This is a genomic window from Chromobacterium vaccinii (assembly GCF_000971335.1).
Lineage (GTDB): Bacteria > Pseudomonadota > Gammaproteobacteria > Burkholderiales > Chromobacteriaceae > Chromobacterium > Chromobacterium vaccinii.
The window spans coordinates 34170-59398 of record NZ_JZJL01000029.1 but is presented as its reverse complement, the minus strand read 5'-3'; the positions used below and the strand labels follow the sequence as shown (position 1 = coordinate 59398).

Genomic DNA, 25229 nt, shown 5'->3' with positions numbered 1-25229 from the left:
CCCCGCTGACGCCGGCCTATGCCGACACCCCGCACGCCAAGCCGACCAGCCTTGGCACCCAAACCGCGACCGTGGTCGGCCCGGCCGGCGAAGAGGTCCACACCGACGAACACGGCCGCGTCAAAGTGCAATTCCACTGGCAGCGGCCGGAGGAACACCCGACCATCGGCGCGGGGATGGATGACAAGTCTTCCTGCTGGCTGCGCGTGGCCATGCCTTCGGCCGGCGCGGCGTGGGGGCATCAGTTCATTCCGCGCATCGGCCAGGAAGTGCTGGTCAACTTCATTGAAGGCGATATCGACCGCCCCTTGATTACCGGCGTGCTGTACAACGGCAGCCATCCCACGCCGACATTCAGCGGCGCCGGCAGCCTGCCGGCCAACAAGACGCTATCCGGCATCAAGTCGAAAGAGCACCAGGGCGGCGGCTACAACGAATTGCTATTCGACGACACGCCAGGCGAAGTGCGCGCCAAGCTGTCCAGCGAGCCGGGCAAGACGCAGCTGAACCAAGGCTTTCTGACCCACCCGCGTAGCGACGGCAAGGCCCAGCCGCGCGGCGAAGGCTTCGAACTGCGCACCGACAACCACGGCGCCATTCGCGCCGCGCACGGCCTATTGCTGTCCACCGAGGCGCAGAACGGCGCAGGCGGCAAGCAACTGGCGCGCGAGCATGCGCAAAGCCAGATCAACAGCGCACTGAGCCTGGCTCAAGTGCTGGGCGAAACCGCCGCCGGCCAGTTGGCCGACACCATGGAAACCGGCCCGGATGCAATCGACCCGGACAACGCCAAGAACGGCGCCAAAGAAAAAGGTAACCTGGCGCACCTGGCCAGCGCGCTGAAGGCATGGGAGGCAGGCACCAACACCAACGGCGGCGGCGAGGTTCCCGGCCAGCAGCCCGTTATCATCCTGTCCGCCCCGGCCGGCATCGCCAGCCTGACCGAACAGAGCCAGACCCTGGCCGCCGGCCAAAATCTGGATCTGATTTCCCAGCGCGACAGCAACCACACCACCGGCCGGCGCTGGCTGCACAATGCCGGCATGCATATCAGCCTGTTCGTCGCGGGCGTCAAGGACAAGGTGGCATTCAAGCTGATTGCGGCGAAAGGCAAGGTGCAGCTGCAGGCGCAGAGCGACGCCATGGAGCTGACTGCCGACAAGGATTTGACCATCACATCGGCCAAGCAAAAGATTCACGCCAACGCCAAGCAAGAAATCCTGCTGAGCAGCGGCGGCGCCTATGTCCGGATCAAGGATGGCAAGATCGAACTGCACGCGCCCGGCAACGTCAGCATCAAGGCCGGCAAACACGATTGGAGCGGGCCGGATCAGATGGGGCCGCCCTTGCCGCAGTTCCCCAACAATGTCTGCATCCCCTGCCTACTGAAAGCGATGGCCGCGCGCAGCCCGGTCGCCACCACCACGCCCGGAGCCTAAGCCATGTTCCTGCAGAATCACCACGCCCCGGAGTTGCTGCCGCAGTTGCATCAATGGATGGCCAAAAACGAGGACGGCCATTACTGCTGGCTGATGGACGGCAGCCAGCTCAGCGCCAAGGAAAAGCGCTGGCTGCTGCGCCATGGCCAGCCTTGGCAACGAGCGCTAGACCACAGCCCAATGGCTGAGCTGGAAGACTTCGGCCCGCTGATCTGGACGCAGCCGCTGCATCTGCAAGACTGGTGGCCCGAATGGCTGGCCATCACGTCCGGCCGCCCGCTGCTCAGCGTGGTGGAGTTCCGCCGCGCCGTCCCGGATAGCGCGTTCTGGCACTGGCTCAGCGACTTCCGCACCGACGACGGGCAAAAGCTGCTGCTGCGGTTTGCCGACACCCACACGCTTGCCAACGTGCTGCCGCTGATGTCGGACGCGCAATTGACGCTGCTCGCCTCCCAGGTTGCGCGCTGGGGCTGGATCGGCCGCACTGGCGAATGGGAAGCGGCAACACTCCGCGACACGCCCGAGATTCCGGAACCGTGGGAACCGCTGGAGTTTACGCAAGCGCAATTCGATAGAATGATGGACCGCTCCCGGCCGGACATGCTCCCGCCGATCCTCGCGCACTATGAAGTGGAGCTGCCCCAGGACGAAACGCCGGCATCGCTTCATCTGCGTCTTGGCCAGCTGGCTGAAGCGATGAGTAGCTATGGCATTCATGATGAACCGAGCCAAGCGCTTTTTGCCTCTTTTGCCTTTGTGCAAGGCGATAGCTTCCATCAAGAAGCGGAGTGGCAAGAGTATTGGAATCGAACCCGCAAGGGACAACTCCTAGTCTCTGCGCTATCAGAATAGAATTCTCGGGTAAAAAATGCGTATTCTATTTTTCCTATCCTTTATAGTCATACTCACCGGATGCAAAGACGAAATGCTTGCAGTCCCAGTAGGTGCATACAACTATACAAACCACGACATTAGCATGGCGTGGGCTGATGGGCATTGGGTAGGCGGCCCAAGTGTAAATGGAGGGGGTGGAATTGCAGGATCAATTACCTTGCCAAGAAAGTACACGCCAGGAACTTCTGTAAAACTTGAATGGGAGAGGAGCGTTTGTATCCATGACACTCCAGAGTGTGAAAAAAGAGATGCCAGCGGTGGATTCATTCTAACAACTAAAAGAAAGACAGTAGTCGTCCCCCCATATGATGGGGAGACGATGGCAGAGGTACAGGTTGTTTTATTGCCAAATGATGATGCACGAATTTACGTTGGAAATATGTCTCTCCTCCATAAGGAGCATCCATCCCATAAAGAATTTGGCCCACTGATAGAAGATGGCCCAAGGCCGCTTGAGAGGATATGGCCTAAATCAAAGATAGATGCTTTACAGTCCGAAAAGCAAAATAATAAGTTAAAGGATGCAAATTGAAACAATATATCATTCTCTTCATTTCGATAATACTTCTATCAGGCTGCAAAGAAGAGCCAATAGGCGTTCCTGTCAGCGCCTTCAATTTTACGGAACATGATATAAATTCAGTTTGGGTAAATGGAAAATGGGCTGGCTTGGCCAGAACAAACGAAGGTGGCGGATCTGCCGGATGGGTTACTTTACCTAGAACATACAAACCAGGCACTACAGTGACTGTTGATTGGGAGCGTAACGCATGCGTACATGCCACAATAGATTGCAATAAGCGTGATAAAAATGGTGCAATTATCCAAGTATCAAAACGGAAAATTGTTCAAGTTCACCAATACAACTCCACTACCGTAGCTGAGCTACAACTAGCATTTTTGCCCAATGATGAAGTTAGAGCTTATGCTGATGGCGCCAACTTCTCATACGCAGAACATCCATCAAGAGAAGAGTTTGGTGATTTACTCGCTATCGGCACAAGACCAATTGAAAACCAGTGGCCCGTTAAACGAAAAAAAACAGGGGCATCCGAATGAGCATCATCAATGCATCCGCGCCCATTGCAAAAGAAAGCAAAGCACAAATAGCTACGCGCTTCAAGAATAAATCCGATCTAACAGATAGCAATGGAAAAATTAAACCTGAATGCAAACATAATCTTTGGGTAAGCTTTTTCTTTGATGGCACAAATAACAATAGAGATCGAGACTTATCAGAACCGACATCTAAAGGCAAACAAAGAAGTCTTTGCGATCACTCTAATATTGTCAGCTTATTTGAAACTTCCAAGACTGAACGAGCAACACATCATTATTCCTATTACATGCAAGGCGTCGGGACCATTTTCAAATTAATTGGCGAAGATGAACCGGATGATCTTGGACTATCGATGGCAGCCGGTGGGCAAGCGAGATTAAGCTATGCCTATTATCGACTATGCAACTCAATTAGCCTGAGCCTTACCGACAAGCCAATATTTTACGATAGTGATTACAAAAAAGAACTAAAGGTCGCAAAAGATAGAAATCCAAACCCTCGATTTCCTGATCTTTCTTCGCTTGATGCCGTACAAAAAAAGTTAGCCGCCTCAATAGGAAACAATAAGAATACCCCAAAAATAGAGATCGTTAACATTGCTGTCTTTGGATTCTCACGTGGCGCAGCACTAGCAAGAGTATTTTGCCGCTGGCTAGAATTATCTTGTAAACGCCAGGGCGATACTTGGCTATTTGCCGGCTGTGTTCCAATTCGTCTTTATTTTTTAGGGATATTTGACACTGTTGCATCCGTCGGGATGGCACACTCAACGCCAGGCTTAGGCAGGTCGCCCGGCCGCTCAGCGAATGGTGTCGTAGATGGGCAGAACAGCTGGGCAACGCCGGATATGTTAAAAGTGACCAGTTTCACGAAACAATGCCGACATTACGTGGCCGCTCATGAAGTGCGGTACTCTTTCCCTCTAACCAGCATTCGGCATGAAGATGGCAGCATGCCCCTGAATGCGGTTGAAGTTGTGTATCCAGGCTCTCACTCCGATGTTGGAGGTGGCTATGGCCCAGGTGATCAAGGAAAAGCGGTAGGCAGCAGAAGTAAGCTACTTAGCCAAGTTCCTCTACTTAATATGTATAACGATGCAAGAGCCGCAGGTGTTCCGTTATTGGCACTTTCATCATTAACGAACTTGCCTGTTCATAAAGATTTTGAAATAGATCCACTGGTAATCAAACGTTTCAACGCTTACATGGCATGGGCGAATCCAGGCGGCCGTATTGTAGAAGAAGCGCTATATGCCCATTTGAAAAAATATTGGCATTGGCGTATTGCTACCAGCCCGAAATTTATGCAGCAAGATTGCATTCAACAGCTTAGCAAAGGGAATACACAGCGCAGCTCGCGCTCCGACAAGCAGGACTTAGAGGACATGCGCGCCAGTGAAAAAGATTGGCAAGGTGACCTATCCAGAGCGCGCATAGTAGAAAGCGAATTTAATGAAGCTGCTGAGCTATTGCGGCTGCAATCGGAAGAGGGCAAGCAACCCGTTCCGAAGGATGTTCATGATTTCTTTGATCAACATCTTCACGACTCTCATGCCTCATTCTATATGATCGGCCCGACAACGGCATGGCAGCGACAACAACGCATCGCAGATGCAAGGTATAAGAGCAAGAGCGTAATATACAACCCTGCCACCGGCCTAACGCCAAAGAAACTTAGCCCATTCGAACAGAAATTAGTAAAGTGCGCGCCAGGAGACTCAACTGACCCCAATAAAATCGATAGCTCAAATTATCCCGTAGTGACGGATAGTGATTATTCCGATCTGGTCAAAGGGGATGGCGCCGGCGGTCGGGTCGCATCAGCAATGACGAATACCCGCCGTGAGATTGGCGGACATGCCCATCAACGTGCAACGTTCGTAGGCCGCTACGAACGCTATGCCAAAACGACCAGCTCAATTGATTTCCTCGCGCGCGACACGCTGAAAGGCCGCCAAGAACAGCTTGCCTACGACTATAAAGAACAAGTCAGGATACGTAATCTTGTTTTTGAAAACCAAAAAACCATCCTGAAAGGCCAAGGACTGCCGACCGATAAGCTAGAGAAGACTCATCAGCAAGATATGTTCCAGCTTGGCGTAAAGTTCCGAGATCAACTCCAGAGTCTTTAAGTTTTGTCCCAACACCTAGCAGCAACAGAAAAAATCATGTGATATCAAACGGTATCGCTACCGCCTTTATATCGTTGCTAGACAAGTCCGATAGGTGTATGTTAGTAGCACGCCCTCCATTATAAGTGAGGGTAAAAAGGCCGCAAAAGTGGCCCAAAGGGATAGATACCTAATATAATGCCCGTACAACTATATAACGCCTATAAAAACAGCCACATGCTTGTGGCTGCTTTCTTTACAGCGCCCCATTTACTTCTACCACTGCTCCCTCTTCCTTCCTACAACATCGCTTCTTCTTCCGAAACGGCCTACCATTTCTTTACACACGCCCCCATATAGCTTACATCAACCACTTTAAGTCAAATTCAGAACCTTGAAGCTGAAAAGGCAAGTCCAAATTATCATCATTCGGCCAGCCAGGTGGATAGACAGGGTAAGTAAGCCAGAAGCTTAAAGAGTCGCCATCAGGGGTCAAACTCCATTGATAAATACCACTTCCAGAGAAATAGCAAACAGGCTGGCCATGCAGCGTGCCAATGATCTGTAAACGTTGATAGAAATGAGGCGCAGACAACATCTCCAAGGGCGAGATGTTTTCTATAAAGGTCAAATGACGAACTCGCCTTTCAATGGAATCAAAGGCTGTAAAGGAAAGCTCTGGAGAATGTGGAATTCCACTTTGTGCGAGTGCCAGCAGCTGCTCCCACTCTGATGGATTTAGATGATCTTGGATGTGATTTGCTACGATCTGACAAAATTCTGACTGGAAATTTTCCAACAGTAATTGTTTTGCATCAGCCATATTCAAACTCCAACAAATCAAAGTTTTAATATAGCTATTGTAGCTCCCCCCTTTGTATTAAAAAGGGGGGAAAACCACCTTATCAGCACAATAAAGCTATGTTATCATTACAGGTTTTTTCTTTTCTCCCAACGTACTCAGATTTTGAGCGCTTGCATTAATAATGATGCCCGCGACAACGACAAGGGAGAACAAAACTCTCTCTGCTGTGATTGCCTCTCCCAGTACAATATGAGAGAAGAATAACGCAAACCCCGGCACGAGTAAATAGCTAGGCGCGCTCAAAACTAACTGATTTTGGCTTAACAACAACGTCCAAAGGCCATAACCAATCAATGTCGTCACATACCCTTGAAACGCGATTGCTAGCCAAGCCTGCTGATCGATCTGACCAATCGTGGATAAGATAGATCTCTCACCAGAAAGATTAATTACAAATAACAACACAGCAGAAACCAAACTTCCCCAGGACACAAATGCTAGCGGGCGTTCAGTTCTGGACATCCGGACTGACAAGTTAGCAAAGGTCCAACTGAATGCCGAGCCCAGAACAAAAGCAATGCCGGCAACATTGATCCCACCTTCTTTAATCTTAGAAATGGAATAGATGCCAAACATTGCAATCAAACAGCCAATAACATTAAACTTGTTCCACCTCTCTTTTAATATCAAAATCCCCCCTGCTGCCGTAAATAATGAACCCGCCTGCATGATCACGGAGGAAATACCCGCATCGATACCTGTCTTAAGCCCTTTGAAGAATAAGAATAACCCTAAAGCAAACGCAACCCCATAGAGCAAGACATAAAGGAATTCATCTTTCTTGAGCCGTAAGAATAGGCATGCAGGTAGAGCTGCAAAAGCTACACGAAGCATAGCCGTTTCGACGGGATCAATACGGACAGAGCTGACCTTTGCGGCAACATAGTTAAAGCCAAAGATGCCAGTAGAAAGAAGAACAATGAGTATGGCTTTGCTGAGCTTCATGTTATTCAACCAGCAGATTATAAGTCATGTGCTCTTTGAAAATCGCACGCGAAAGAAGAGACTGATACCCCATCCTTCTTGCCACATCAATCAAGTTCTGCTGATTTAAAGCACCAAATTTGTCTTTTAGTGACTCCACCCTATTTTCAATAGCGCGAGTGGTAAGATCAAAAAGCCCTGCAATTCGCTTAACTGGAACGCCACGTAACAAAAGACATAGAACAGATAATTCGCTCTCGTTAAGCGGAATCTTTATCTCTTTTTGCTCTTGAAGTTGGTTAAATGAAGCTGCAACCAACTTTTCAAATTTAACCATAGGCTCAATACCACACAATATTTCACTCCAGAATGTAGTATCGCAGGTCAAATCTTCACCAGCAAATAGAATTATCTGGTCTTTATCATTTATCAGAGCAGGGAATTTGCGAAATTTATAGGCTCTTGGGTCACCACTGCGATGCGGGTGAATACTGCCCATAATAATCCTCTTCTTTTTGTGCAATACAATTTGGTCTTGCTCAAAAAGTAATTTTGATAGCACAGAAATACCATTAGGCATATTTTCAGATTTTCTTCCTACAATGTCGTCACGCGATATCCCATGAAAGTCCGCATAACTCTCATTGACATATAGAAAATTGTGATGCAGATCTTTGGCCCCTGCCATTTGACCTATACTCTCCAATTGGTCAATAAAGGTTTCTAGCTCTAAAAAATTTTTGAACGAGTAAGGAGGGTGCATGGTTAACTCCGCTTGCTTGAATTATACAAATTAAAACAGACTAATTTCATACATTATGCATGGTCAATTTGCCACAACTACACGTAGAAGGCAATTTAACCATCAGCACAGTTTGCGATCCCACCCTCAAAATCTGTCAATGATTCGCAAAAACTGGCATAAAGAACAGGTTTATTTTGTACAAAAATCCTTGCGATCCCTCAGCAATGCTTGGAGCAAATAAAAAGACACTCATTTAAAGTCAGTATAAACATCCCACACACACTCGTTCGTGCATTAATATACGTAAACATTACTGTGTGATTAAATAAACCTATATAATATTTTCAATATGCACAATACAAAACCCTACACAGACTACTAAGTAAATCATGCAATGAATCTGGATTAAAACCCGTCAACATAGGCAATATAATAAGTAAAAGAGGGGGTAGTTTTATCAGTAATGATTAAAAATAATCACGATATTCGCTTGCTATCAGGTCATTCACTGCCAGACAAACCCCTCCCAGACATGCCTCTTGCTTCTCCAAACTCAAACGGAAGCGGCGCCCGCCATCGCAGGCGCCGCCTCGTCGCGCAATCACCCCGGCAGGCAACCCAAGCCCTTCAGCGTCGCCTCCACCGCCTCATCCAGCGGCGTCACCCGCTCCCTCCCCAATACCCCCAGCAGCTTGCCGTTGTCCATACGCACCGGCTTGCGCCACAGGTAGCGCATTTCCATCACTTCCCGCAGCGTGGCGTTGAACGGCGCGATCAGCCGGATCAGCCACCAGGGGAAGGCGTCCACCTTGGCGTTGACGCCGTGCTTTTGCAGCGCGCGGCGGATAGCCTGCGCCACCTGGGTGCCGTCCGCGTCCCAATAGCCGCCCAGATGGAAAGTGGCAAACGGCTCCAGCGATTCGCGCCGCGCCAAGAGCTCTACGATATTGCTCGCCACATCCGGCAGGTATGACCACTGGTGGCCGATGCCGGGCATGGCCGGATTCTGGATGCGGCGGGTGATCTTGCCAGGCTGGATCAGGCCTTGCGAGAACCAGTTGTTGCCGGCCTTGGGACCGAAGAAATCTCCGGCGCGCACGATCAGCGCCCTTCCGCCGCCGGCCGCGTGGGCGCGCAGACGGGCCTCCATCTCCACCCGGATCGCGCCCTTGCGCGTCAGCGGGCGCTGCGGCGAGTTTTCCTTGAGGATGGGAAAAGCGTCCGGACCATAGTTGTACACCGTTCCGGGCAGCACGATGGTGGCACCCTCCCGCTTCGCCGCGGCGATGGTGCTGTCCAGCATCGGCAGCACCAGCTCGGCCCAGCGCTTGTAGCCGGGAGGATTCACCGCATGGACGATCACCGCGCAGCCTTCGGCCGCTTGCGCCACATCGTCCGGCCGCATCGCGTCGCCCCGGATCCAAACGATTCCGTCGCGCGTCAAGGCCGGCTGTTCCAGGCTGCGCACCAGGCCGCGCACTTCCCACCCCGCGTCGCGCAGCTGGCGGGCCAGCTCCCCGCCGATGCCGCCTGCCGCTCCCACCACCAGCGCCGTTTGTCGAGTCGTCATGATCTTGCTCCTTGGTTTGTCTTGGTGGAGCCATCTTATGGCGGCGCGAATCAATACGGAATTGACTAAAACAGCATACATTCCATACATTTACGCATGGATACCACGATAGACTGGCAGCTGTACCGCTCCTTCCTCGCCGTGCTGCGGGAAGGATCGCTCTCCGCGGCGGCGCGCGCGCTGGGCCAAGCCCAGCCCACGCTCGGCCGCCATATCGACGCGCTGGAGGGCGCGCTGGGCATTCCGCTATTCACCCGTTCCCAAGGCGGACTGCTACCGACGGACGCGGCCCGGGCGCTGCGCCCGCACGCGGAGGCGATGGCCAGCCACGCGGCGGCGCTGGAGCGCCTGGCCTCCAGCCAGGGGGATGCGCCGCGCGGCGTGGTGAGGATCACCTCCAGCGAGGTGGTGGGCGTGGAGGTGCTGCCGCCGATACTGGCCGAGCTGCGTCGCCGCCATCCCGCGCTGGCGATAGAACTGGTACTGAGCAACCGCGCGCAGGATCTGCTGCAGCGGGAGGCGGACATCGCCGTGCGCATGACGCCTCCGCAGCAGGCGCAGCTGATCGCCCGCCCGGTCGGCGTCATCGAGGTCGGCCTGTTCGCCGCGCCGGGCTATCTGGCCGAGCATGGCGAACCGGCCGCCGTGGATGATCTGGACAGGCACAGCCTGATCGGTTTCGACCAGCCCACTGCCTTTCAAAGAGAGGCGGCCAAACGGATGCCCGGCATGGCGCGGGAAGGATTCGCCCTGCGCAGCGACAGCGACCTGGCGCAACTGGCGCTGTTGCGGGCCGGCGCCGGCCTCGGCTTCTGCCAGCTGCCGCTGGCGCGGCGCGACGGACTGCGGCGCATCCTGCCCGAGCATTACGCGCTGCGCCTGGACACCTGGATCACCATGCATGAGGACCTGCGCCACAATCGCGCCTGCAAGACCGCGTTCGACGCGCTGGTGGAAGGCATGCAGCGCTACGCCGGCCATCCCCCGCCTGATCGGCCGAAATTCGAATAGCGCCCAGCCTCCATGAAAAAAGCCGCCCCGGCATGCATCCGGCGCGGCTTTCATTTCAATGGCAGCTCTTATTTGCGCTATTTCGGCGGCGGCAGGCGCTGCAGCAGCGCGAAGGTCATGTTCTGCTCGCGCGGGCGATTGCCGGTCCACAACACCTGCCAGCCGGGCTCGGCCACGCCCTCCTCGCTGCTGCGCACCACCAGCCAGTAGTCGCACGGCGGCGTCTCCCCGGCAGGAAAGGACAACAGGTCGATGCCGGCGTAATAGCGCCAGCTGATCATGGCCAGGCTGTTGCGGTTTTCCGTCGCGATGCAGGTGGCGGTGGCCGGCAGCTTGCGCAGCATGCTGTTCACCACCGGCCGGTAACTCTTGGCCGCGTCGAACCAAGGCAGCCACAAGGTCATCCCCAGTCCCCACAGCAGCGTCAGGCCGGCCGCCCAGTTGGTGATCGCCTGGCGGCCCCGCAGGTGCGGCCGGGTCAGCGCCCACAGCCATACCAGGGTGGCGATCAGGCCGCCGGCCGCCTGCAGCCAGGACACGTGCGGATGGTAGAAGGGGCTGAAGTACTGGGCGCGCCCGGCCAGGCCCTCCGGCCAGCCATAGTTCATCGCCGCCCAGCCCAGCCACACCAGCAGGCCGAACAGGCCGAAGGTCATCAGCGCGAACCAGTTGAGGAAGGCGGCGGCGCCGCGGCGCAGATTGTCCAGCTCCACCGCGGCCAGCACGGCCAGCGGCAGCAACAGCGGCATCGCGTCGGTGATGCTGGCGCGATCGGACAGCGTCAGCAGCACCGCGATCATCAGCGTGAACAGCAACGGCAGCTGCAGCTTGGGGGACTGCAGCTGGCGATTGCGGTACAGCGTCCACATCGCCAGCGGCCACGCGGGGAAGGCGAACCACAAGACGTTCAGGCTGTAATAGCCGAAGTCGTGAAACAGCCTGACATGGCGGAAGCCGCTGGAGCCGCCCAGCGCGTAATTGCCCCACCATTCGGCGTACACCGCCGGGTACAGACGCTGCAGCAGCATCGGCCACACCAGGATGGCGGGCAGGGCCAGCAGCAATCCCAGCAGCAGCGTGATCGCGTAATTCTTGCGCCGCCAGCCGCTGAAGGCCGGCAGCATCACCGCCACCAGCCAGATCAGCAGCAAGTCCGCCAGGCTGCCGCCCAGGAAGGTCATCACGCTGGCCGCGCCCAGCAGCGCGCCGGCGAGGCCTGGCGAACGCAGGGTCAGCGACAGCGCGTAGAAGGCGGCGGTAAGGCCGGCGAAACTGGCGACGATGGGGGTAAGCTGGTGGCCGGACTCCACCAGGCCGATGCAGCCTATCAGGATCATCACCACGCTGCGGCCATGGCGGCGGCCTATCAGGTCGCGGCCCGCCATGCCGGCCAGCAGCAGCGACAGCGACATCAGCAGCGGCGTCGCCAGCCGAGCGGCGTCGTGCGCGGGCAGCAGCCAGGGCGAGAACAGCTTGATGCAGCCGGCGACCAGCCAGTAATACAATGGAGGATTGTCTAGATAGGGCGCGCCATTGAGCATGGGCAGCAGCCAGTTGCCGCTGTCCAGCATGCCTTGGGCGATGGCCAGCACGAAGGGTTCGTCCGGCTTCCAGGGATCGTGCCCGAGGATGCCGGGCCACAGCCAGATGAAACACAGCAGCAGCAGCACCCAGGGTTTTTCAGTCGGCTTGGCCAGCGTGCTGGCCTGAGCGGAATAAGTCAGCATCCCGTTGCCACCTTGTTGTTCCTAAGGATCTGATGATTATCCCACGCATGCGGCGCAGGCATGAAAAAAGGCAGCCGCAGGCTGCCTTTTTCGAAGTCCAGATACGGCAACGCGCTTAGCGCTTGAAGAAGCCGCCGAATTTCTGGTTGAACTTGTCCACGCGACCAGCGGTGTCCACGATCTTCTGCTTGCCGGTGTAGAACGGGTGGCAGTTGGAGCACACTTCGATCGAGAAAGCGTCTTTGCCCATGGTGGACTTGGTCACGAACTGGCTGCCGCAGGAGCAGGTAACGGACAGCTCTTTGTAGTTCGGGTGAATATCGGTTTTCATCTCTCTACCTTTCATAACGGGTACAGGGGTTTTGCCTGTACTGCTTGCGAAACATCGCATTATCCGCCGTTTGGCCGCCGTTGACAAGCGCCAGCGGCCAAACCCAGATCAGGCGCGGCGCCAGGTGGTGCCGCCGGCGCCGTCTTCCAGCGCGATGCCCTTGGCGATCAGCTCGTCGCGGATGCGGTCGGACTCGGCCCAGTTCTTGGCGGCGCGCGCGTCCTTGCGCGCCTGAATCAGCGCTTCCACCTGTTCCGCCGACAGCTCGCCATCGCCCACTCCGCCTTGCAAGAAGGCTTCCGGATCGCGCTCCAGCAGGCCCAGCACGCCGCCCAGATCTTTCAGCAGGCGAGCCAGCTGCGGGTCGCGGCTCTTGTTCACTTCGCCGGCCAGCTCGAACAGCACCGCCACCGCCTCGGACGAGTTGAAATCATCGTCCATCGCCGCCTTGAAGCGGGCGGCGTAGGCGTTGTTCCAGTCCAGGCCCGCTGACACCGGCAACTCGATGCCGCGCAGCGCGGTGTACAGGCGGGTCAGGCCGTGCTTGGCGTCGTTGAGGATGCCGTCGGTGTAGTTGACCGGGCTGCGGTAATGGCTGCGCACGATGAAGAAGCGGATCACCTCGCCGTCGAAGTGCTGCAGCACGTCGCGGATGGTGAAGAAGTTACCCAGGCTCTTGGACATCTTCTCGCCGTCGACATTGATGAAGCCGTTGTGCAGCCAGTAGTTGACGTACTGGTGGCCATGCGCGCCTTCGGATTGGGCGATCTCGTTCTCGTGGTGCGGGAACTGCAGGTCCTCGCCGCCGCCGTGGATGTCGAACTGTTCGCCCAGATGGTGGCAGCTCATCACCGAGCACTCGATGTGCCAGCCCGGACGGCCCTTGCCCCACGGGCTGTCCCAGGACGGCTCGCCCGGCTTGGCGGCTTTCCACAACACGAAGTCCAGCGGATCGCGCTTGTTCGGGTCCACTTCCACGCGCTCGCCGGCGCGCAGCTTGTCCAGGGTGCGGCCGGACAGCTTGCCGTAGCCTTCGAATTCGCGCACCGCGTAGTAGACGTCGCCGTTGGCGGCCGGATAAGCCTTGCCGTTGGCGATCAGCGTTTCGATCATCTTAATCATGCCGCCCACATGATGGGTGGCCCGCGGCTCGTGCGTAGGCGGCAGCAGGCCCAGCGCGGCGGCGTCCTGGCGCATGTCGGCGATGGTTTCCGCCACCAGCTGCTCCGGCGTGATGCCGCGCTCCAGCGCGCGCTTGATGATCTTGTCTTCGATGTCGGTGATGTTGCGCACATAGTTCACATCGTAGCCGGAGGCCTTCAGCCAGCGGTAGATCACGTCGAAGGCGGCCAGCATGCGCGCGTGGCCGATGTGACAGAGGTCGTAAACGGTCATGCCACAGACGTACATGCTCACTTTGCCGGGTTCGATGGGTTTGAACGCTTCCTTCTGGCGGGTCAGTGTGTTGTACAGGCTCAGCATGATCGAAAAAACCTATGGTTGATGATTCAAAGGGAAGAGATTGTAACAGAGCGGCGCCGGCTTCTGTCATTCGCGCCGCGACATTACGCGCTGAAACGCGCAAACGGCCGCCGCGCCCTGCGACGCGGCGGCCGTTTCTCGCCATCAATCGCGAATCAGACCCGCGGCCAGGCGATCGGGCGGTAATCCGGCAGGCCGTCCTTGAACGGCGGGATGCGCTCGCCCTCCATCAGCGGCTTCACATAATCCAGAAAAGCCTGGGTGACGCTGAAACCGTCGGCGCCGATGAATTCAGGCGGCAGCCGCTTTTCCTTGTCGCCCACCGCCGACAGCGGCACTTCGGCCACATCCCAGCAGTAGGGATGATCGTTCAGGCGCTTGATGCCGGCCATCAGCCCGGTTTTGCCGGCCAGCAGCCATTCCACCGCCTTTTCGCCCATCACGTAGGCCTGGCGGACATCGGTGGCGGAAGCCAGATGGCCGCCGGCTCGCTGCAAATAGTCCACCTGGGCCACGTGGGCGGAAATGCCGCGCTCGCGCAAGATCAGCTGGGCCAGCCAGTGGCCGGCGCCGCCCAGCTGCTCGTGGCCATAGGTTTCGGATTTCTTGGCTTCGGCGACGAAGCGGCCGTCCGCGCCGGTGATGCCCTCGGCCACCGCAATCGCGCACTGGCCATGCTTGGCCAGGCTGGCATCCAGCGCGGCCAGGAAGCGCTCCTGGTCGAACGGCACCTCGGGCAGCAACAACAGGTGCGGCGCTTCCTGCGGGCTGCGCGAGGACGCGGCGCAGGCGGCGGCCAGCCAGCCGGTGTGGCGGCCCATGGTTTCCATGATGAATACCCTGCCCCAGCCCATGCTGGTCATGTCCAGCCCCACCTCGCGCATCGCGCTGGCCAGGAACTTGGCGGACGAGCCATAGCCGGGACTGTTGTCGGTGCCCATCAGGTCGTTGTCTATGGTCTTGGGTATGCCGATCACGCCCAGCTTGTAGCCGGTGCGCTTTTCAAAATCCGCCAGCCGCTCGGCGCAGCCCAGCGAGCCGTTGCCGCCGTTGATCAACAGATAGCGGATATCGTGCTTGGCCAGCACGTCGCGAAGGCGCAGCCAGTCTTCCGGCGCTTCCTCGAACGTGCCTATCATGCGGCGGCTGACGCCGAAGCTGCCGCCCGGCATGAAGGCGAGCTGGGCGATGGCGGTGTCGGACACACCATCGGTGTCGCACAGGCGATCATCCAGCAAGCCGGCCAGGCCATCATAGGCGGCGTACAGGGAAAGCCCCAGGCGACGCGCGGTTTCAATCGCCCCTTGGGCGGAAGCGTTCAGAACGGCGGTGGGTCCGCCGGATTGCAGATATACAGCTCTTGGCTTGGTCATGATCGCAACCTGGATGAGAAACTGACGGAACAGGCGCGCCGTCGTCCGGGCCGCGCCGATAACGCCACCACCATACCACTTGGACGAAAGCCGCCTCAAGACCGATGACCGCGACAAAAAACGCTTCCTTGACCGGCGGCAAACCCGCTGCGCCGACGCGCCGGAAAAAAACGCAAAACCGCGCCCCGCCCTAACGATCAGTACTTTTTCACATTCAACGGCGGCAGGATGGCCGCGGCGACCGACACGCCACCCCGATACCCCTTCCCTCAGGAGGCCCCATGGCCAAACGACACGCCGCGCTTTTTTCGCGCGCACTTCACGCCACCATCCTGACCTCGGCGCTGGTCATCGGCCTCTCCGGCCATGCTGCCGCCGCCGACAAGTGGACCAGCCCCCAAGACGCGATCGGCCAGCTCTGGTCCGCCCGCATGCCGCTCGGCGCCCGCTGGACGCCGCAGCAATGCAGCAATTACAACGCGCTGCCGGCGGACGTCCGGGCCGTAGTCCGGAATACCGGCTCCGGCCTGGTGGTGCCGCAGGTCAAGCAAGACCGCGCGGTGCTGACCAACGGCCTGCGGCAGATGGCTTCCTCGCTGCTGCAATACCAGCTGGCCACCGCCGCCGCCGGCCAGTTCTACCCCCCGCAAGTGGACGGCCCGTTCCTCATGAACGCCGCCTACTGGGCCGAATACGCCCGCTCGCCGCACGGCAACGAACGCAACCACCTGCCGGCAGTCAACATCGCCGGGCTCAATCTGAATCAATGCCCCAACCTGGACAATCTTGGACGGCAAGCCACGATGGATCTGCTGAACCGCACCGCCGGCATCAGCAACAGCCTGCGCTGGCATTGCTACGCCAACCGCTTCCGCACGGTGGGCGGCGCGCAGATCCCGCTGACCGGCTATGTTGAGCTGACCCAGGCCGAGTACGCCGGCGACAATCAGTACGCCTACGCCGCATCGGACGGCCGCGTCGTCTACGACTACGTCAACAGCCGCGTCTACTACACGGCCGCCCATTACAAGCAATGGAAAAAAAGCGACTTCGCGCCGGATCAGACCGGCGGCTACGGCTGCACGCCGGCCGGCAGCTGCTGCGACCCGTTCTTCGAAATCATCCGCTGAACGCGCCCGCCGCCAATGCGAAACGGGCCGCTCCCTCCACAGGAGCGGCCCGTTCTTCCCCAAGCCGTGGCGGCCAAATCTTATTCCCGCGCCACAGCCCCGGCCGGCGCGTAACGCTCGGCCCGGATCGGCGAATGCTTGGCCACGTAATCCTTGAGCACTTCGGCATCGACGAAGCCGGTGTTCACATAACCCGGATGCTCCATCATCTTCGGATAGCCGTCGCCGCCGGAGGCCATGAAGCTGTTGATCGCCACGCGGTAGCGTTTGGCCGGAGCTATGGGCTTTCCGGCCACCTCGGCCTGCTGCAGCTCGCCGCCGACGATGCGCAGCCTGACGCCGGCGAACTGGGCGAAGGCGCCGGCGCCCGGCGTCATCCGCGCCGCGGCCTTCAGGTAATCCAATGCCTCGGCCCCGCTCATGTCGACATAGGCCAGCGTGCTGCCGAACGGGAACACCTTGAGCACGTCCTTGTAGCTGACCACGCCGGCCGGCAGCGAGTCGCGGATGCCGCCGGAATTGATCACCGCGAAGTCGGCCTGGGTTCTGGCCATCATCGCTTCGCCGACGAACACGCCCAGATTGGTGGGCTTGCCGCGCACCACGGAACGGTCGCCCTCCAGCTTGGCCGACAGTTCGCCCACCTTGACGCCCAATTCGGCCTGGCCCTTGTCCTGGTAGGCCTTGAGGAAGCTGCGCAGCTTGTTGTCTTCAGGGATCAGCTCGGTGTACGGCACCTTCTCGGTCTTGCCGTCGGCGGTCTTCACCGTCTTTTTCAGATTGACCGGAATCAGCTGGTACTTGGCCAGCTTGAGCTTGCCGTTGCGGAATTCGAAATCGGCGCGGCCGACGTATTTGCCCCACTCGTGCGCCTGCACGATCCAGGCGCCGTTCTGGCGATCGGGCGCGCAGGGCGCGCCCGGCACGTAAGCGTCGTCGCGGACGTTCTCGGCCTTCATGCACACCGGGTTCTGGCTATGGCCGCCGACGATCAGGTCCAGCCCCTTCACCGCGCGCGCCATTTCCACGTCGCCTGGCGCGTTGACGCCATGATTGCCGTCGGCGTAATGGCCCATGTGGGTGGCGGCGATGACGATGTCGGCCTTCTGGCGCAACTCCGGCACCAGGGTGGCGGCTTCGGCGATCGGACTCTTGAACTCGATGCCCTTGATCTGCGCCGGATTCACCATCTTGGCGGTGTCGTCGGTGGTCAGGCCCATCACCGCCACCTTGACGCCGCCCAGGTTGAACATGGCGTAGGGATCGAACATCCGCTTGCCGTCCTGATAGATGTTGGCTGACAGCATCGGGAAATTGATCCACTTGCGCTGCTGCATCAGCACCGGCACCGGCTTGTCGAACTCGTGGTTGCCCACCGCCATCGCGTCGTAGCCGATGCGGTCCATGCCGCGGAAATCGGGCTCGGCGTTCTGCAGATCTGACTCCGGCACGCCGGTGTTGATGTCGCCGCCGGACAGCAGCAGCATGTAGCCGCCCTCGGCCTTCACTTCGGCGCGCACCTTGTCCACCACCGTTTTCTGCGCGGCGAGGCCGTATTCGCCGTCGCTGTTCGGCCAGAAGCGGCCGTGGTGGTCGTTGGTGTGCAGGATGGTGATCTTGTAGACCTTGCCGCTGTCGTAGTTGCCCTTGCCCGGCGGCGTCGCGCAGGCGGACAGCAGGCCGGCGGCCAGCAAGGATACGGCGATGGATTTGAGCTCGGTGCGCATTTTATCTCCTTATGAGCCGGGCTTCGCGCGCGAGAACCGCTTGCGCATGCAAAAATGGCGAACCCTGGGGCTCGCCATCCGGCAGTGCTGCGATGATTTACTTCCAGCTGTCCTTCAGACCGACGGTGCGGTTGAACACCGCCTTGTCGCCCTTCCGGTGTTCGTAGCGGTCGGTGACGAAGTAACCCAGGCGCTCGAACTGGAAACGCGACTCCGGCGCCGCTTGCAGCACGGATGCCTCCACATAGGCCGGCACCAGCTTCAGCGATTCCTGGCTCAGAAACTGGCGGAAATCGACGTATTCGCCGTCGCCGCCGCGCACCGCGTCCGGACGCTGCTCGGTGAACAGACGGTCATACCAGCGCACGTCGGCCTGGATCGCGTGTTCGGCCGACACCCAGTGGATCACGCCCTTGACCTTGCGGCCTTCCGGGTTCTTGCCCAGCGTGTCGTGGTCGATCGAGCACTTCAACTCGACGATCTCGCCGTTGGCGTCCTTCACCACTTCGTCGCACTTGATCACGTAGGAGTAGCGCAGGCGCACTTCGCCGCCGGCGGTCAGGCGCTGCCACTTCGGCGGCGGCGTTTCGGCGAAGTCGTCGCGCTCGATCCAGATCTCGCGGGCGATCGGCACGTCGCGCTCGCCGAATTCCGGATGATGCGGATGAAACGGCGCGCTGCGGCTGGCGGTGACGGCGGCGTCGTAGTTGGTCAGCGTCACTTTCAGCGGATTGACCACGGCCATCACGCGCGGCGAGTCGTTTTCCAGCGTCTCGCGCACCGCGCCTTCCAGGATGGCCATGTCGATGATGTTCTCGCTCTTCGACACGCCGATGCGCTGGGCGAACAGCTTGATGCCGGCCGGACTGTAGCCGCGGCGGCGCATGCCGGCGATGGTGGGCATGCGCGGATCGTCCCAGCCAGTGACGGCGCCGTCGTTGACCAGCGCCTGCAGCTTGCGCTTGGAGGTCAGCGCGTACAGCAGCTCCAGGCGGGAGAATTCGATCTGCTGCGGATGATGGCCGATGCTGATGTTGTCCAGCACCCAGTCGTACAGCGGGCGGTGGTCTTCAAACTCCAGCGAGCACAGCGAGTGGGTGATGCCCTCGATGGCGTCGGAAATGCAGTGGGTGTAGTCGTACATCGGATAGATGCACCACTTGTCGCCGGTGCGGTGGTGATGCACGCGGCGAATGCGGTATATGGCCGGATCGCGCAGATTGATGTTGCCGGAGGCCATGTCTATCTTCAGGCGCAGCGTCTTGCTGCCGTCGGCGAACTCGCCGGCGCGCATCCGGGTGAACAGATCCAGGTTCTCTTCCGGACTGCGGTCGCGGTAGGGACTGTTCTTGCCCGGCTCGGTCAGATTGCCGCGATACTCGCGCATTTCCTCTGCGGACAGGTCGTCCACATAGGCCTTGCCGGCCTGGATCAGCTCGACGGCGTAGCCATACAGGCGGTCGAAGTAGTCGGATGCGTAGCGCACCTCGCCGTTCCACTTGAAGCCCAGCCAGGAGATGTCTTGCTTGAACGCCTCGACGAACTCGTCCGATTCTTTCTCCGGATTGGTGTCGTCCATGCGCAGATTGCACTGGCCGTTGTAGTCTTCGGCCAGGCCGAAGTTGATGCAGATCGCCTTGGCGTGGCCGATGTGGGCGAAGCCGTTCGGCTCGGGCGGGAAGCGGGTCACCACCGAGCTGCGGCGGCCGGTGGCCAGATCCTCGTCGATGATGCTGCGAATGAAGTTGTTGACAACCGGCGCGTTGTTTTCCGTGCTCATGTTCTGGCTGTGGGTGAGTATGGCGAATCGGGCATTGTAACCGATTTTTCCGCCATTTTCGCCAAGCGGCCGATTCCTCGCGCCGCCCACCGTCCGGACGGAGCCGGCGGACTCAGTCCGACCGCTCAAGCGCCGCTTCCCACAAGGCTTTCGGCAACGCGTATTTGCCGCTGACGCGATGCTCCAGCGACAGGATGCGCCAACCGTCGGCGAACAGCTCGCGCACCGCCCGCTCATTGAAAAACCGCTTGGGCGCGCCGTCCACCAGATAATAATCCGGCGCGATTTCGGGATGGCCGCTGGCGCCGTAATGATGGTCATCGGTCGCGTTCAGCCGGCACAGCAGCTTGCCGCCGAGCGGCAGACACTGGCGGATGCGCTCCGCGATCTCGACCGTCTCGTCCCAGGAGAAATAATGCAGGGCCAGACTCGCCACCACCGCGCCCGGCCGCACGCCATCCAGCGGAAACGGCTGCCGAACATCCTGGCAATGGAACTTGCCGCCGGGCGCGCGGCGGGCTGCGGCGGCAACCGAGTCGGCCGACAGATCGAAGGCGATCAACTCCAGTCCCGCGCCGAGCAGCTCGGCCGAATCCTCGCCCTCGCCGCAGCCTATCTCCAAAACCGGCCCCAGCCTGCCCGCCTCCCGCAGCAACGGCAGCCAGCGCGCCAGCCACGGGTCACGGCTCTCGAGCGGGTCAGGCCGGCTCACGGACCTCGCCCAGAAACTCGGCCAGCGGGCGGCGCTGCTTGCCCGTCCCGTCGAAATTGCCGCTTGCCAGATAAGCGGCATAAGCCGGCCGCAAGGCTTCCCATTCGCCATCCAGCATGGAAAACACGTGGGTGTCGCGGTTGCGGCGCTTGACCACCATGGCCTGGCGCAGGGTGCCTTCGAACTGGAAACCCAGGCGGCGGGCCGCGGCGGCGGAAGCGGCGTTGCGCGAATCGCAGCGCCATTCGCAGCGGCGGTAGCCCAGCTCGAACGCGGCCTTCAGCAGCAGGAACACGGCCTCGGTGGCCAAACGGGTGCGGCGCAGCGCCTGCGAGAAATTGACGTGGCCGATCTCGATCGCCCCATGGGCCTGGACCATCTGCCGATAGCCCAGGAAGCCCAGCGGCTGCTCCGAGTCTTTGGCGCACACGATGTAGAGCGCGGTGTCCGACTGCGCCACGGTCAGCGCCAGCCAGGTCATGAATCCATCCTCATCGGCGAACGGGCCATAGGGAAGATGCTCCCAATGCTCGTCGTCGCCGGCGAACAGCCGGAACAGCGCCGCGCCGTGGCGGGGCGCGTCCAGCGGACGCAAGGACACGGTCTCGCCATGGATGGCGGCCTCGGGCGCCTTGCCGGCGGAACGCCAGTCGGGCAGAAGCTGGATCGGGGAAAATATCTGCGGAGAGTGCATGCTCAGGCGACCGTTTCTGTTTTTTCCGTGGAAATGGCGGGCCCCGGCGCCGCGAACGCGGCGCCGGATCGCGAAAACAAGGTCATTTTGCTACAAAACGGCAATCCGCGTTACCCATTTCGAGTTTGGCGCGGGGAAACTCATGCCAGAATCCTGCCGGTCAGCCGCTCCAGCTGCCGCAGCGGCGACTTGGCCGGATCGTCCATCTTGTCCAGCGGCAGCCACAGCGTCTGCTCCAGCATGAACTGGCCGGACATCACCGCGTGGGACGCGTGGTCGGAGAAGCAGATCCAGGCACCGCCCGGCGCGAACGGCACCGTTTCCTGCGGACAATCGCGCTGGTATGCCAGATCGGCCTTCATCGCGTCGTGCAGGTGCAGCATGATGTGGTCGTAGCCGCTGCGCTTGCGCTTGGTGATCTTCAGCGCCGCCAGCAAGGCGGCCGATCCCGGCCATTGGGCCGGCACGCGCGGCAGCATTTTTTTGGCCATATCCTCGAACGGCTCGCCGACGCGCCACACCCGCGGCTCGCCCGCCGGGTTGATGTTGCAGAACACGCGCAGGATGCGCTCGCCGTAGGTGGGGCGGGACGGGAAGGCGTCCACGTGCAGGCGGCTGTCGTCCTTGCGCCACGAGGTCTTGCGGTCTTCCACCCGCACCAGGCGCAGGCTGGTTGGCGCGGCGCGGGTCTTGCCCTGGTATTCCGGCAGCACGCGCGCCAGGAGATCGGCCGCCGCGCGCTGGTAGCGGGATACCAGCGAGCGCACCGCGCGCTGCGCGTCATCCCCGCCCAGCACTCCATGCAACGCGCCATTGCCCGGCTCCAGGCTGATGTTCTTGCGCTTGGGGTCGGCGATGGCCGGATTCAGCAGCGCCTGCTCGGCGGCGCTGAGCGCGAAGCCGAAATCCGGCACATGCAGCACCGCGCCCGCCTCCAGCCTGCTCACCAGCCCCGTATCCCCATCCTTCACTCCGACAATGCGTTCCGCCATGATTTCGTCTCCCATCCCGGCAATCATCCAATATTTCGAGAGGCGCGAGCTTGCCGCGCCGCGCAAACCGGCAAGGGTACACCCAAAGCCGCCGCGCCGGCAGCCCCGCTCCGGCGCAGTCCGGCCAGCGCCTTGATTCGGGTGGAAAATCGCCGCTCGAAAAGCCCCTACCGCCATGCGGGCGATTGGCGAGAATAAACAGTTGTTTATGCTGATTTTTTTGCCAGAATGCGGCATAATGGCCGGCTGCCTGAATTCGACGTGAACGCATGACTACTCCGCAAGCCAAACCAATCGATTCCTACCGCAAGTACTGGGCCAGCCGTTTCGGCACCGCCCCGTTCCTGCCGATGACCCGCGCCGAAATGGACGAGCTGGGTTGGGACTCCTGCGACATCATCCTGATCACAGGGGACTGCTACATCGACCACCCCAGCTTCGGCATGGCGCTGGTGGGCCGCCTGCTGGAGGCGCAAGGCTTTCGCGTCGGCATCATCTCCCAGCCCGACTGGCACAGCGCCGACGCGTTCCGCGAACTGGGCAAGCCGAACCTGTTCTTCGGCGTCACCGCCGGCAATATGGATTCGATGATCAACCGCTACACCGCCGACCGCCGCGCGCGCTCCGACGACGCCTACACGCCGAACGCCGAGCCCAACAAACGGCCGGACCGCGCGGTCACCGTATACGCCCAGCGCTGCCGCGAGGCCTACCCCGGCGTCGGCGTGATGATAGGCAGCATCGAAGCCAGCCTGCGCCGCATCGCCCACTTCGATTACTGGAGCGACAAGGTGCGCCCGTCGGTGCTGGTCAACTCCAAGGCCGACATCCTGCTGTACGGCAACGCCGAGCGCGCTCTGGTGGAGATCGCCCACCGCGCCGCCAAGGGCGAGAAGCTGTCGGAGATGCGCGACATCCGCGGCACCGCCTTCATCGTGCCGCACGGCTGGCGTCCGGACGACGAGTGGCAGGAGATGGACTCCAGCGTGGTGGACATCCCTGGCCGCGTCGACCCGCACCTGAACCCGTATCAGGAAATCCCGGAGCAGGCGGCGGAAGCCACCAAGGACATCGATCCCTCCAAACCGCAGGTGATCCGCATCGAATCGCGCGAAGAGCGCCTGGCCAAGCGCCGCGCCGAGCGCGCCAAGACCGTGATCCGCATCCCGGCATACGAAGCCGTAGCCCACGACCCGGTGCTATACGCCCACGCCAGCCGCACCCTGCACCTGGAATCCAACCCCGGCAACGCCCGCGCGCTGGTGCAGATGCACGGCGAGCGCGACGTGTGGCTGACGCCGCCTCCGATCCCGCTCACCACCGAGGAAATGGACTTCGTCTACGGCCTGCCCTACGCCCGCAATCCGCATCCGGCCTATGGCGACGCCCACATCCCGGCCTGGGAGATGATCAAGTACTCGGTCAACATCATGCGCGGCTGTTTCGGCGGCTGCACCTTCTGCTCGATCACCGAACACGAAGGCCGCATCATCCAGAGCCGCTCGGAAGAGTCCATCCTGCACGAGATCGAGGAAATCCGCGACAAGACCCCAGGCTTCACCGGCCACATCTCCGATCTGGGCGGCCCGACCGCGAACATGTACCGCCTCTCCTGCAAGGACCCGAAGATCGAGCGTTCCTGTAGAAAGCTGTCCTGCGTGTTCCCGGACATCTGCGAAAACCTGAACACCGACCACAGCCATCTGATCCAGCTGTACCGCAAGGCGCGCGCGCTGCCGGGCGTCAAAAAGATCAACATCCAGTCCGGCCTGCGCTACGACCTGGCCGTGCGCTCGCCCGAGTACATCAAGGAGCTGGTGCAACACCACGTCGGCGGCTATCTGAAGATCGCTCCGGAACACACCGAGGACGGCCCGCTGTCCAAGATGATGAAGCCGGGCATGGGCGCCTACGACAAGTTCAAGGAACTGTTCGAGCGCTTCAGCCGCCAGGCCGGCAAGGAACAGTACCTGATCCCCTACTTCATCGCCGCCCACCCGGGCACCAGCGACGAAGACATGATGAATCTGGCGCTGTGGCTGAAGAAGAACAACTTCCGCCTGGACCAGGTGCAGACCTTCACCCCGACGCCGATGGCGATGGCCACCACCATGTGGCACACCCGCCGCAATCCACTGAAGCGCCTGAGCCGCAGCTCGGAAAAGGTGGACGTGGTGCGCGACGGCTACCGCCGCAAGCTGCACAAGGCCTTCCTGCGCTACCACCATCCGGACAACTGGCAGATCATCCACGACGCGCTGATCCAGATGGGCCGCAGCGATCTGATCGGCCACAGCAAGCACTGCCTGATACCTCCGACGCCGCCGGGCGACAAGGCCGCCGCGGTGCGCCACAAGATGGGCGCGCCGATGAACCGCGGCAAGTCGCCCGGCGCCCGCCAGCCGCAGCAGGGGCAGCGCGCCAAGCCTGCCGCGGCCGTCGGCGCGCATGGCCAAAGCGGCCGGCTGGCCTCAGGCAAGCCGCAGGCTGGCCGCTCGCCGGCCAAACCCGGCGGCAAGACCGGCCGCAGCCGCTGACGCGGACTCCGTCGGCACAAACCAGATGGCGCGACGTGTTTTCACGCGTCACGCCATTTTTTATCTTACCGCCCCGAAATCCCCTCGCCCCATTAGAAACCAACCTACCGACCATTTCCTGGCCCA

General features: G+C 59.9%; 21 protein-coding genes. 8 read left to right on the top strand and 13 right to left on the bottom strand.

What is annotated here, in order from left to right; all coding sequences use genetic code 11:
* The 5 genes from VL52_RS14770 to VL52_RS24080 form a co-directional block, all read left to right on the top strand.
* A partial coding sequence (locus VL52_RS14770) for a DUF2345 domain-containing protein (protein ID WP_046157733.1) occupies nucleotides 1–1439 on the top strand: 1439 nt, incomplete at its 5' end.
* Nucleotides 1440–1442: 3 nt separating this feature from the next.
* Nucleotides 1443–2291 (top strand): DUF4123 domain-containing protein, encoded by an 849-nt coding sequence (locus VL52_RS14765; RefSeq protein ID WP_046157732.1) that lies wholly within the window; start codon nucleotides 1443–1445, stop codon nucleotides 2289–2291.
* Nucleotides 2292–2307: 16 nt separating this feature from the next.
* Complete coding sequence (locus VL52_RS24090; RefSeq protein ID WP_082113768.1) at nucleotides 2308–2865, top strand: DUF3304 domain-containing protein; 558 nt, start codon at nucleotides 2308–2310, stop codon at nucleotides 2863–2865.
* A complete protein-coding gene (locus tag VL52_RS24085) occupies nucleotides 2862–3392 on the top strand; it encodes a DUF3304 domain-containing protein (protein WP_082113767.1) in 531 nt (176 codons plus the stop codon). Before VL52_RS24090 ends, VL52_RS24085 begins: the two co-directional genes overlap by 4 nt.
* Complete coding sequence (locus VL52_RS24080) at nucleotides 3389–5524, top strand: phospholipase effector Tle1 domain-containing protein (RefSeq protein ID WP_082113766.1); 2136 nt, start codon at nucleotides 3389–3391, stop codon at nucleotides 5522–5524. The genes VL52_RS24085 and VL52_RS24080 overlap by 4 nt, the downstream gene beginning before the upstream one ends.
* Nucleotides 5525–5864: 340 nt before the next feature.
* On the opposite strand, the gene VL52_RS24615 is transcribed toward VL52_RS24080, so the two are convergent.
* From VL52_RS24615 to VL52_RS14755, 4 genes are all read right to left on the bottom strand, one after another.
* On the bottom strand, nucleotides 5865–6326 hold the full coding sequence (locus tag VL52_RS24615; protein WP_144410270.1) for a hypothetical protein: 462 nt from the start codon (nucleotides 6324–6326) through the stop codon (nucleotides 5865–5867).
* Between the two features lie 96 nt (nucleotides 6327–6422).
* On the bottom strand, nucleotides 6423–7313 hold the full coding sequence (locus VL52_RS14760; protein WP_046157731.1) for a DMT family transporter: 891 nt from the start codon (nucleotides 7311–7313) through the stop codon (nucleotides 6423–6425).
* A 1-nt stretch (nucleotide 7314) separates the two neighbouring features.
* Nucleotides 7315–8055 (bottom strand): PAS domain-containing protein, encoded by a 741-nt coding sequence (locus VL52_RS24075; RefSeq protein WP_082107266.1) that lies wholly within the window; start codon nucleotides 8053–8055, stop codon nucleotides 7315–7317.
* 583 nt (nucleotides 8056–8638) lie between these two features.
* Complete coding sequence (locus VL52_RS14755) at nucleotides 8639–9607, bottom strand: NAD(P)H-binding protein (RefSeq protein ID WP_046157730.1); 969 nt, start codon at nucleotides 9605–9607, stop codon at nucleotides 8639–8641.
* Between the two features lie 96 nt (nucleotides 9608–9703).
* On the opposite strand from VL52_RS14755, the gene VL52_RS14750 reads away from it, so the two are divergent.
* The gene (locus tag VL52_RS14750) at nucleotides 9704–10618 is read left to right on the top strand and encodes a LysR family transcriptional regulator (protein ID WP_046157729.1); all 915 of its coding nucleotides are present in this window, start codon (nucleotides 9704–9706) and stop codon (nucleotides 10616–10618) included.
* A gap of 77 nt (nucleotides 10619–10695) precedes the next feature.
* Here VL52_RS14750 and VL52_RS14745 read toward each other — a convergent pair whose 3' ends face one another.
* The 4 genes from VL52_RS14745 to VL52_RS14730 all read right to left on the bottom strand — a co-directional run bounded on the left by VL52_RS14745 (nucleotide 10696) and on the right by VL52_RS14730 (nucleotide 15531).
* The gene (locus tag VL52_RS14745) at nucleotides 10696–12345 is read right to left on the bottom strand and encodes an ArnT family glycosyltransferase (protein WP_046157728.1); all 1650 of its coding nucleotides are present in this window, start codon (nucleotides 12343–12345) and stop codon (nucleotides 10696–10698) included.
* 115 nt (nucleotides 12346–12460) lie between these two features.
* On the bottom strand, nucleotides 12461–12676 hold the full coding sequence (gene rpmE / locus VL52_RS14740; RefSeq protein ID WP_021478681.1) for a 50S ribosomal protein L31: 216 nt from the start codon (nucleotides 12674–12676) through the stop codon (nucleotides 12461–12463).
* A 108-nt stretch (nucleotides 12677–12784) separates the two neighbouring features.
* Nucleotides 12785–14158: a cysteine--tRNA ligase gene (cysS, locus tag VL52_RS14735; protein WP_046157727.1), complete on the bottom strand. Its 1374-nt coding sequence runs from the start codon at nucleotides 14156–14158 to the stop codon at nucleotides 12785–12787.
* Nucleotides 14159–14313: 155 nt separating this feature from the next.
* Nucleotides 14314–15531: a 6-phosphofructokinase gene (locus tag VL52_RS14730; RefSeq protein ID WP_046157726.1), complete on the bottom strand. Its 1218-nt coding sequence runs from the start codon at nucleotides 15529–15531 to the stop codon at nucleotides 14314–14316.
* Between the two features lie 281 nt (nucleotides 15532–15812).
* On the opposite strand from VL52_RS14730, the gene VL52_RS14725 reads away from it, so the two are divergent.
* A complete protein-coding gene (locus VL52_RS14725; RefSeq protein WP_046157725.1) occupies nucleotides 15813–16661 on the top strand; it encodes a hypothetical protein in 849 nt (282 codons plus the stop codon).
* 80 nt (nucleotides 16662–16741) lie between these two features.
* On the opposite strand, the gene ushA is transcribed toward VL52_RS14725, so the two are convergent.
* The 5 genes from ushA to kdoO form a co-directional block, all read right to left on the bottom strand.
* Entirely contained in the window at nucleotides 16742–18388 is a 1647-nt protein-coding gene (ushA, locus tag VL52_RS14720; protein ID WP_046157724.1) for a bifunctional UDP-sugar hydrolase/5'-nucleotidase UshA, read from the bottom strand.
* A gap of 97 nt (nucleotides 18389–18485) precedes the next feature.
* A complete protein-coding gene (locus tag VL52_RS14715) occupies nucleotides 18486–20168 on the bottom strand; it encodes a glutamine--tRNA ligase/YqeY domain fusion protein (RefSeq protein ID WP_046157723.1) in 1683 nt (560 codons plus the stop codon).
* 112 nt (nucleotides 20169–20280) lie between these two features.
* On the bottom strand, nucleotides 20281–20880 hold the full coding sequence (locus VL52_RS14710) for a class I SAM-dependent methyltransferase (RefSeq protein WP_046157722.1): 600 nt from the start codon (nucleotides 20878–20880) through the stop codon (nucleotides 20281–20283).
* The gene (locus VL52_RS14705) at nucleotides 20867–21574 is read right to left on the bottom strand and encodes a GNAT family N-acetyltransferase (RefSeq protein ID WP_052729315.1); all 708 of its coding nucleotides are present in this window, start codon (nucleotides 21572–21574) and stop codon (nucleotides 20867–20869) included. The genes VL52_RS14710 and VL52_RS14705 overlap by 14 nt, the downstream gene beginning before the upstream one ends.
* A gap of 140 nt (nucleotides 21575–21714) precedes the next feature.
* Nucleotides 21715–22566: a Kdo hydroxylase KdoO gene (gene kdoO, locus VL52_RS14700; RefSeq protein WP_052717607.1), complete on the bottom strand. Its 852-nt coding sequence runs from the start codon at nucleotides 22564–22566 to the stop codon at nucleotides 21715–21717.
* A gap of 269 nt (nucleotides 22567–22835) precedes the next feature.
* Between kdoO and VL52_RS14695 the strand changes: the two genes are divergently transcribed.
* Entirely contained in the window at nucleotides 22836–25103 is a 2268-nt protein-coding gene (locus VL52_RS14695; protein WP_046157720.1) for a YgiQ family radical SAM protein, read from the top strand.
* The last annotated feature ends 126 nt before the right edge of the window (nucleotides 25104–25229 follow it).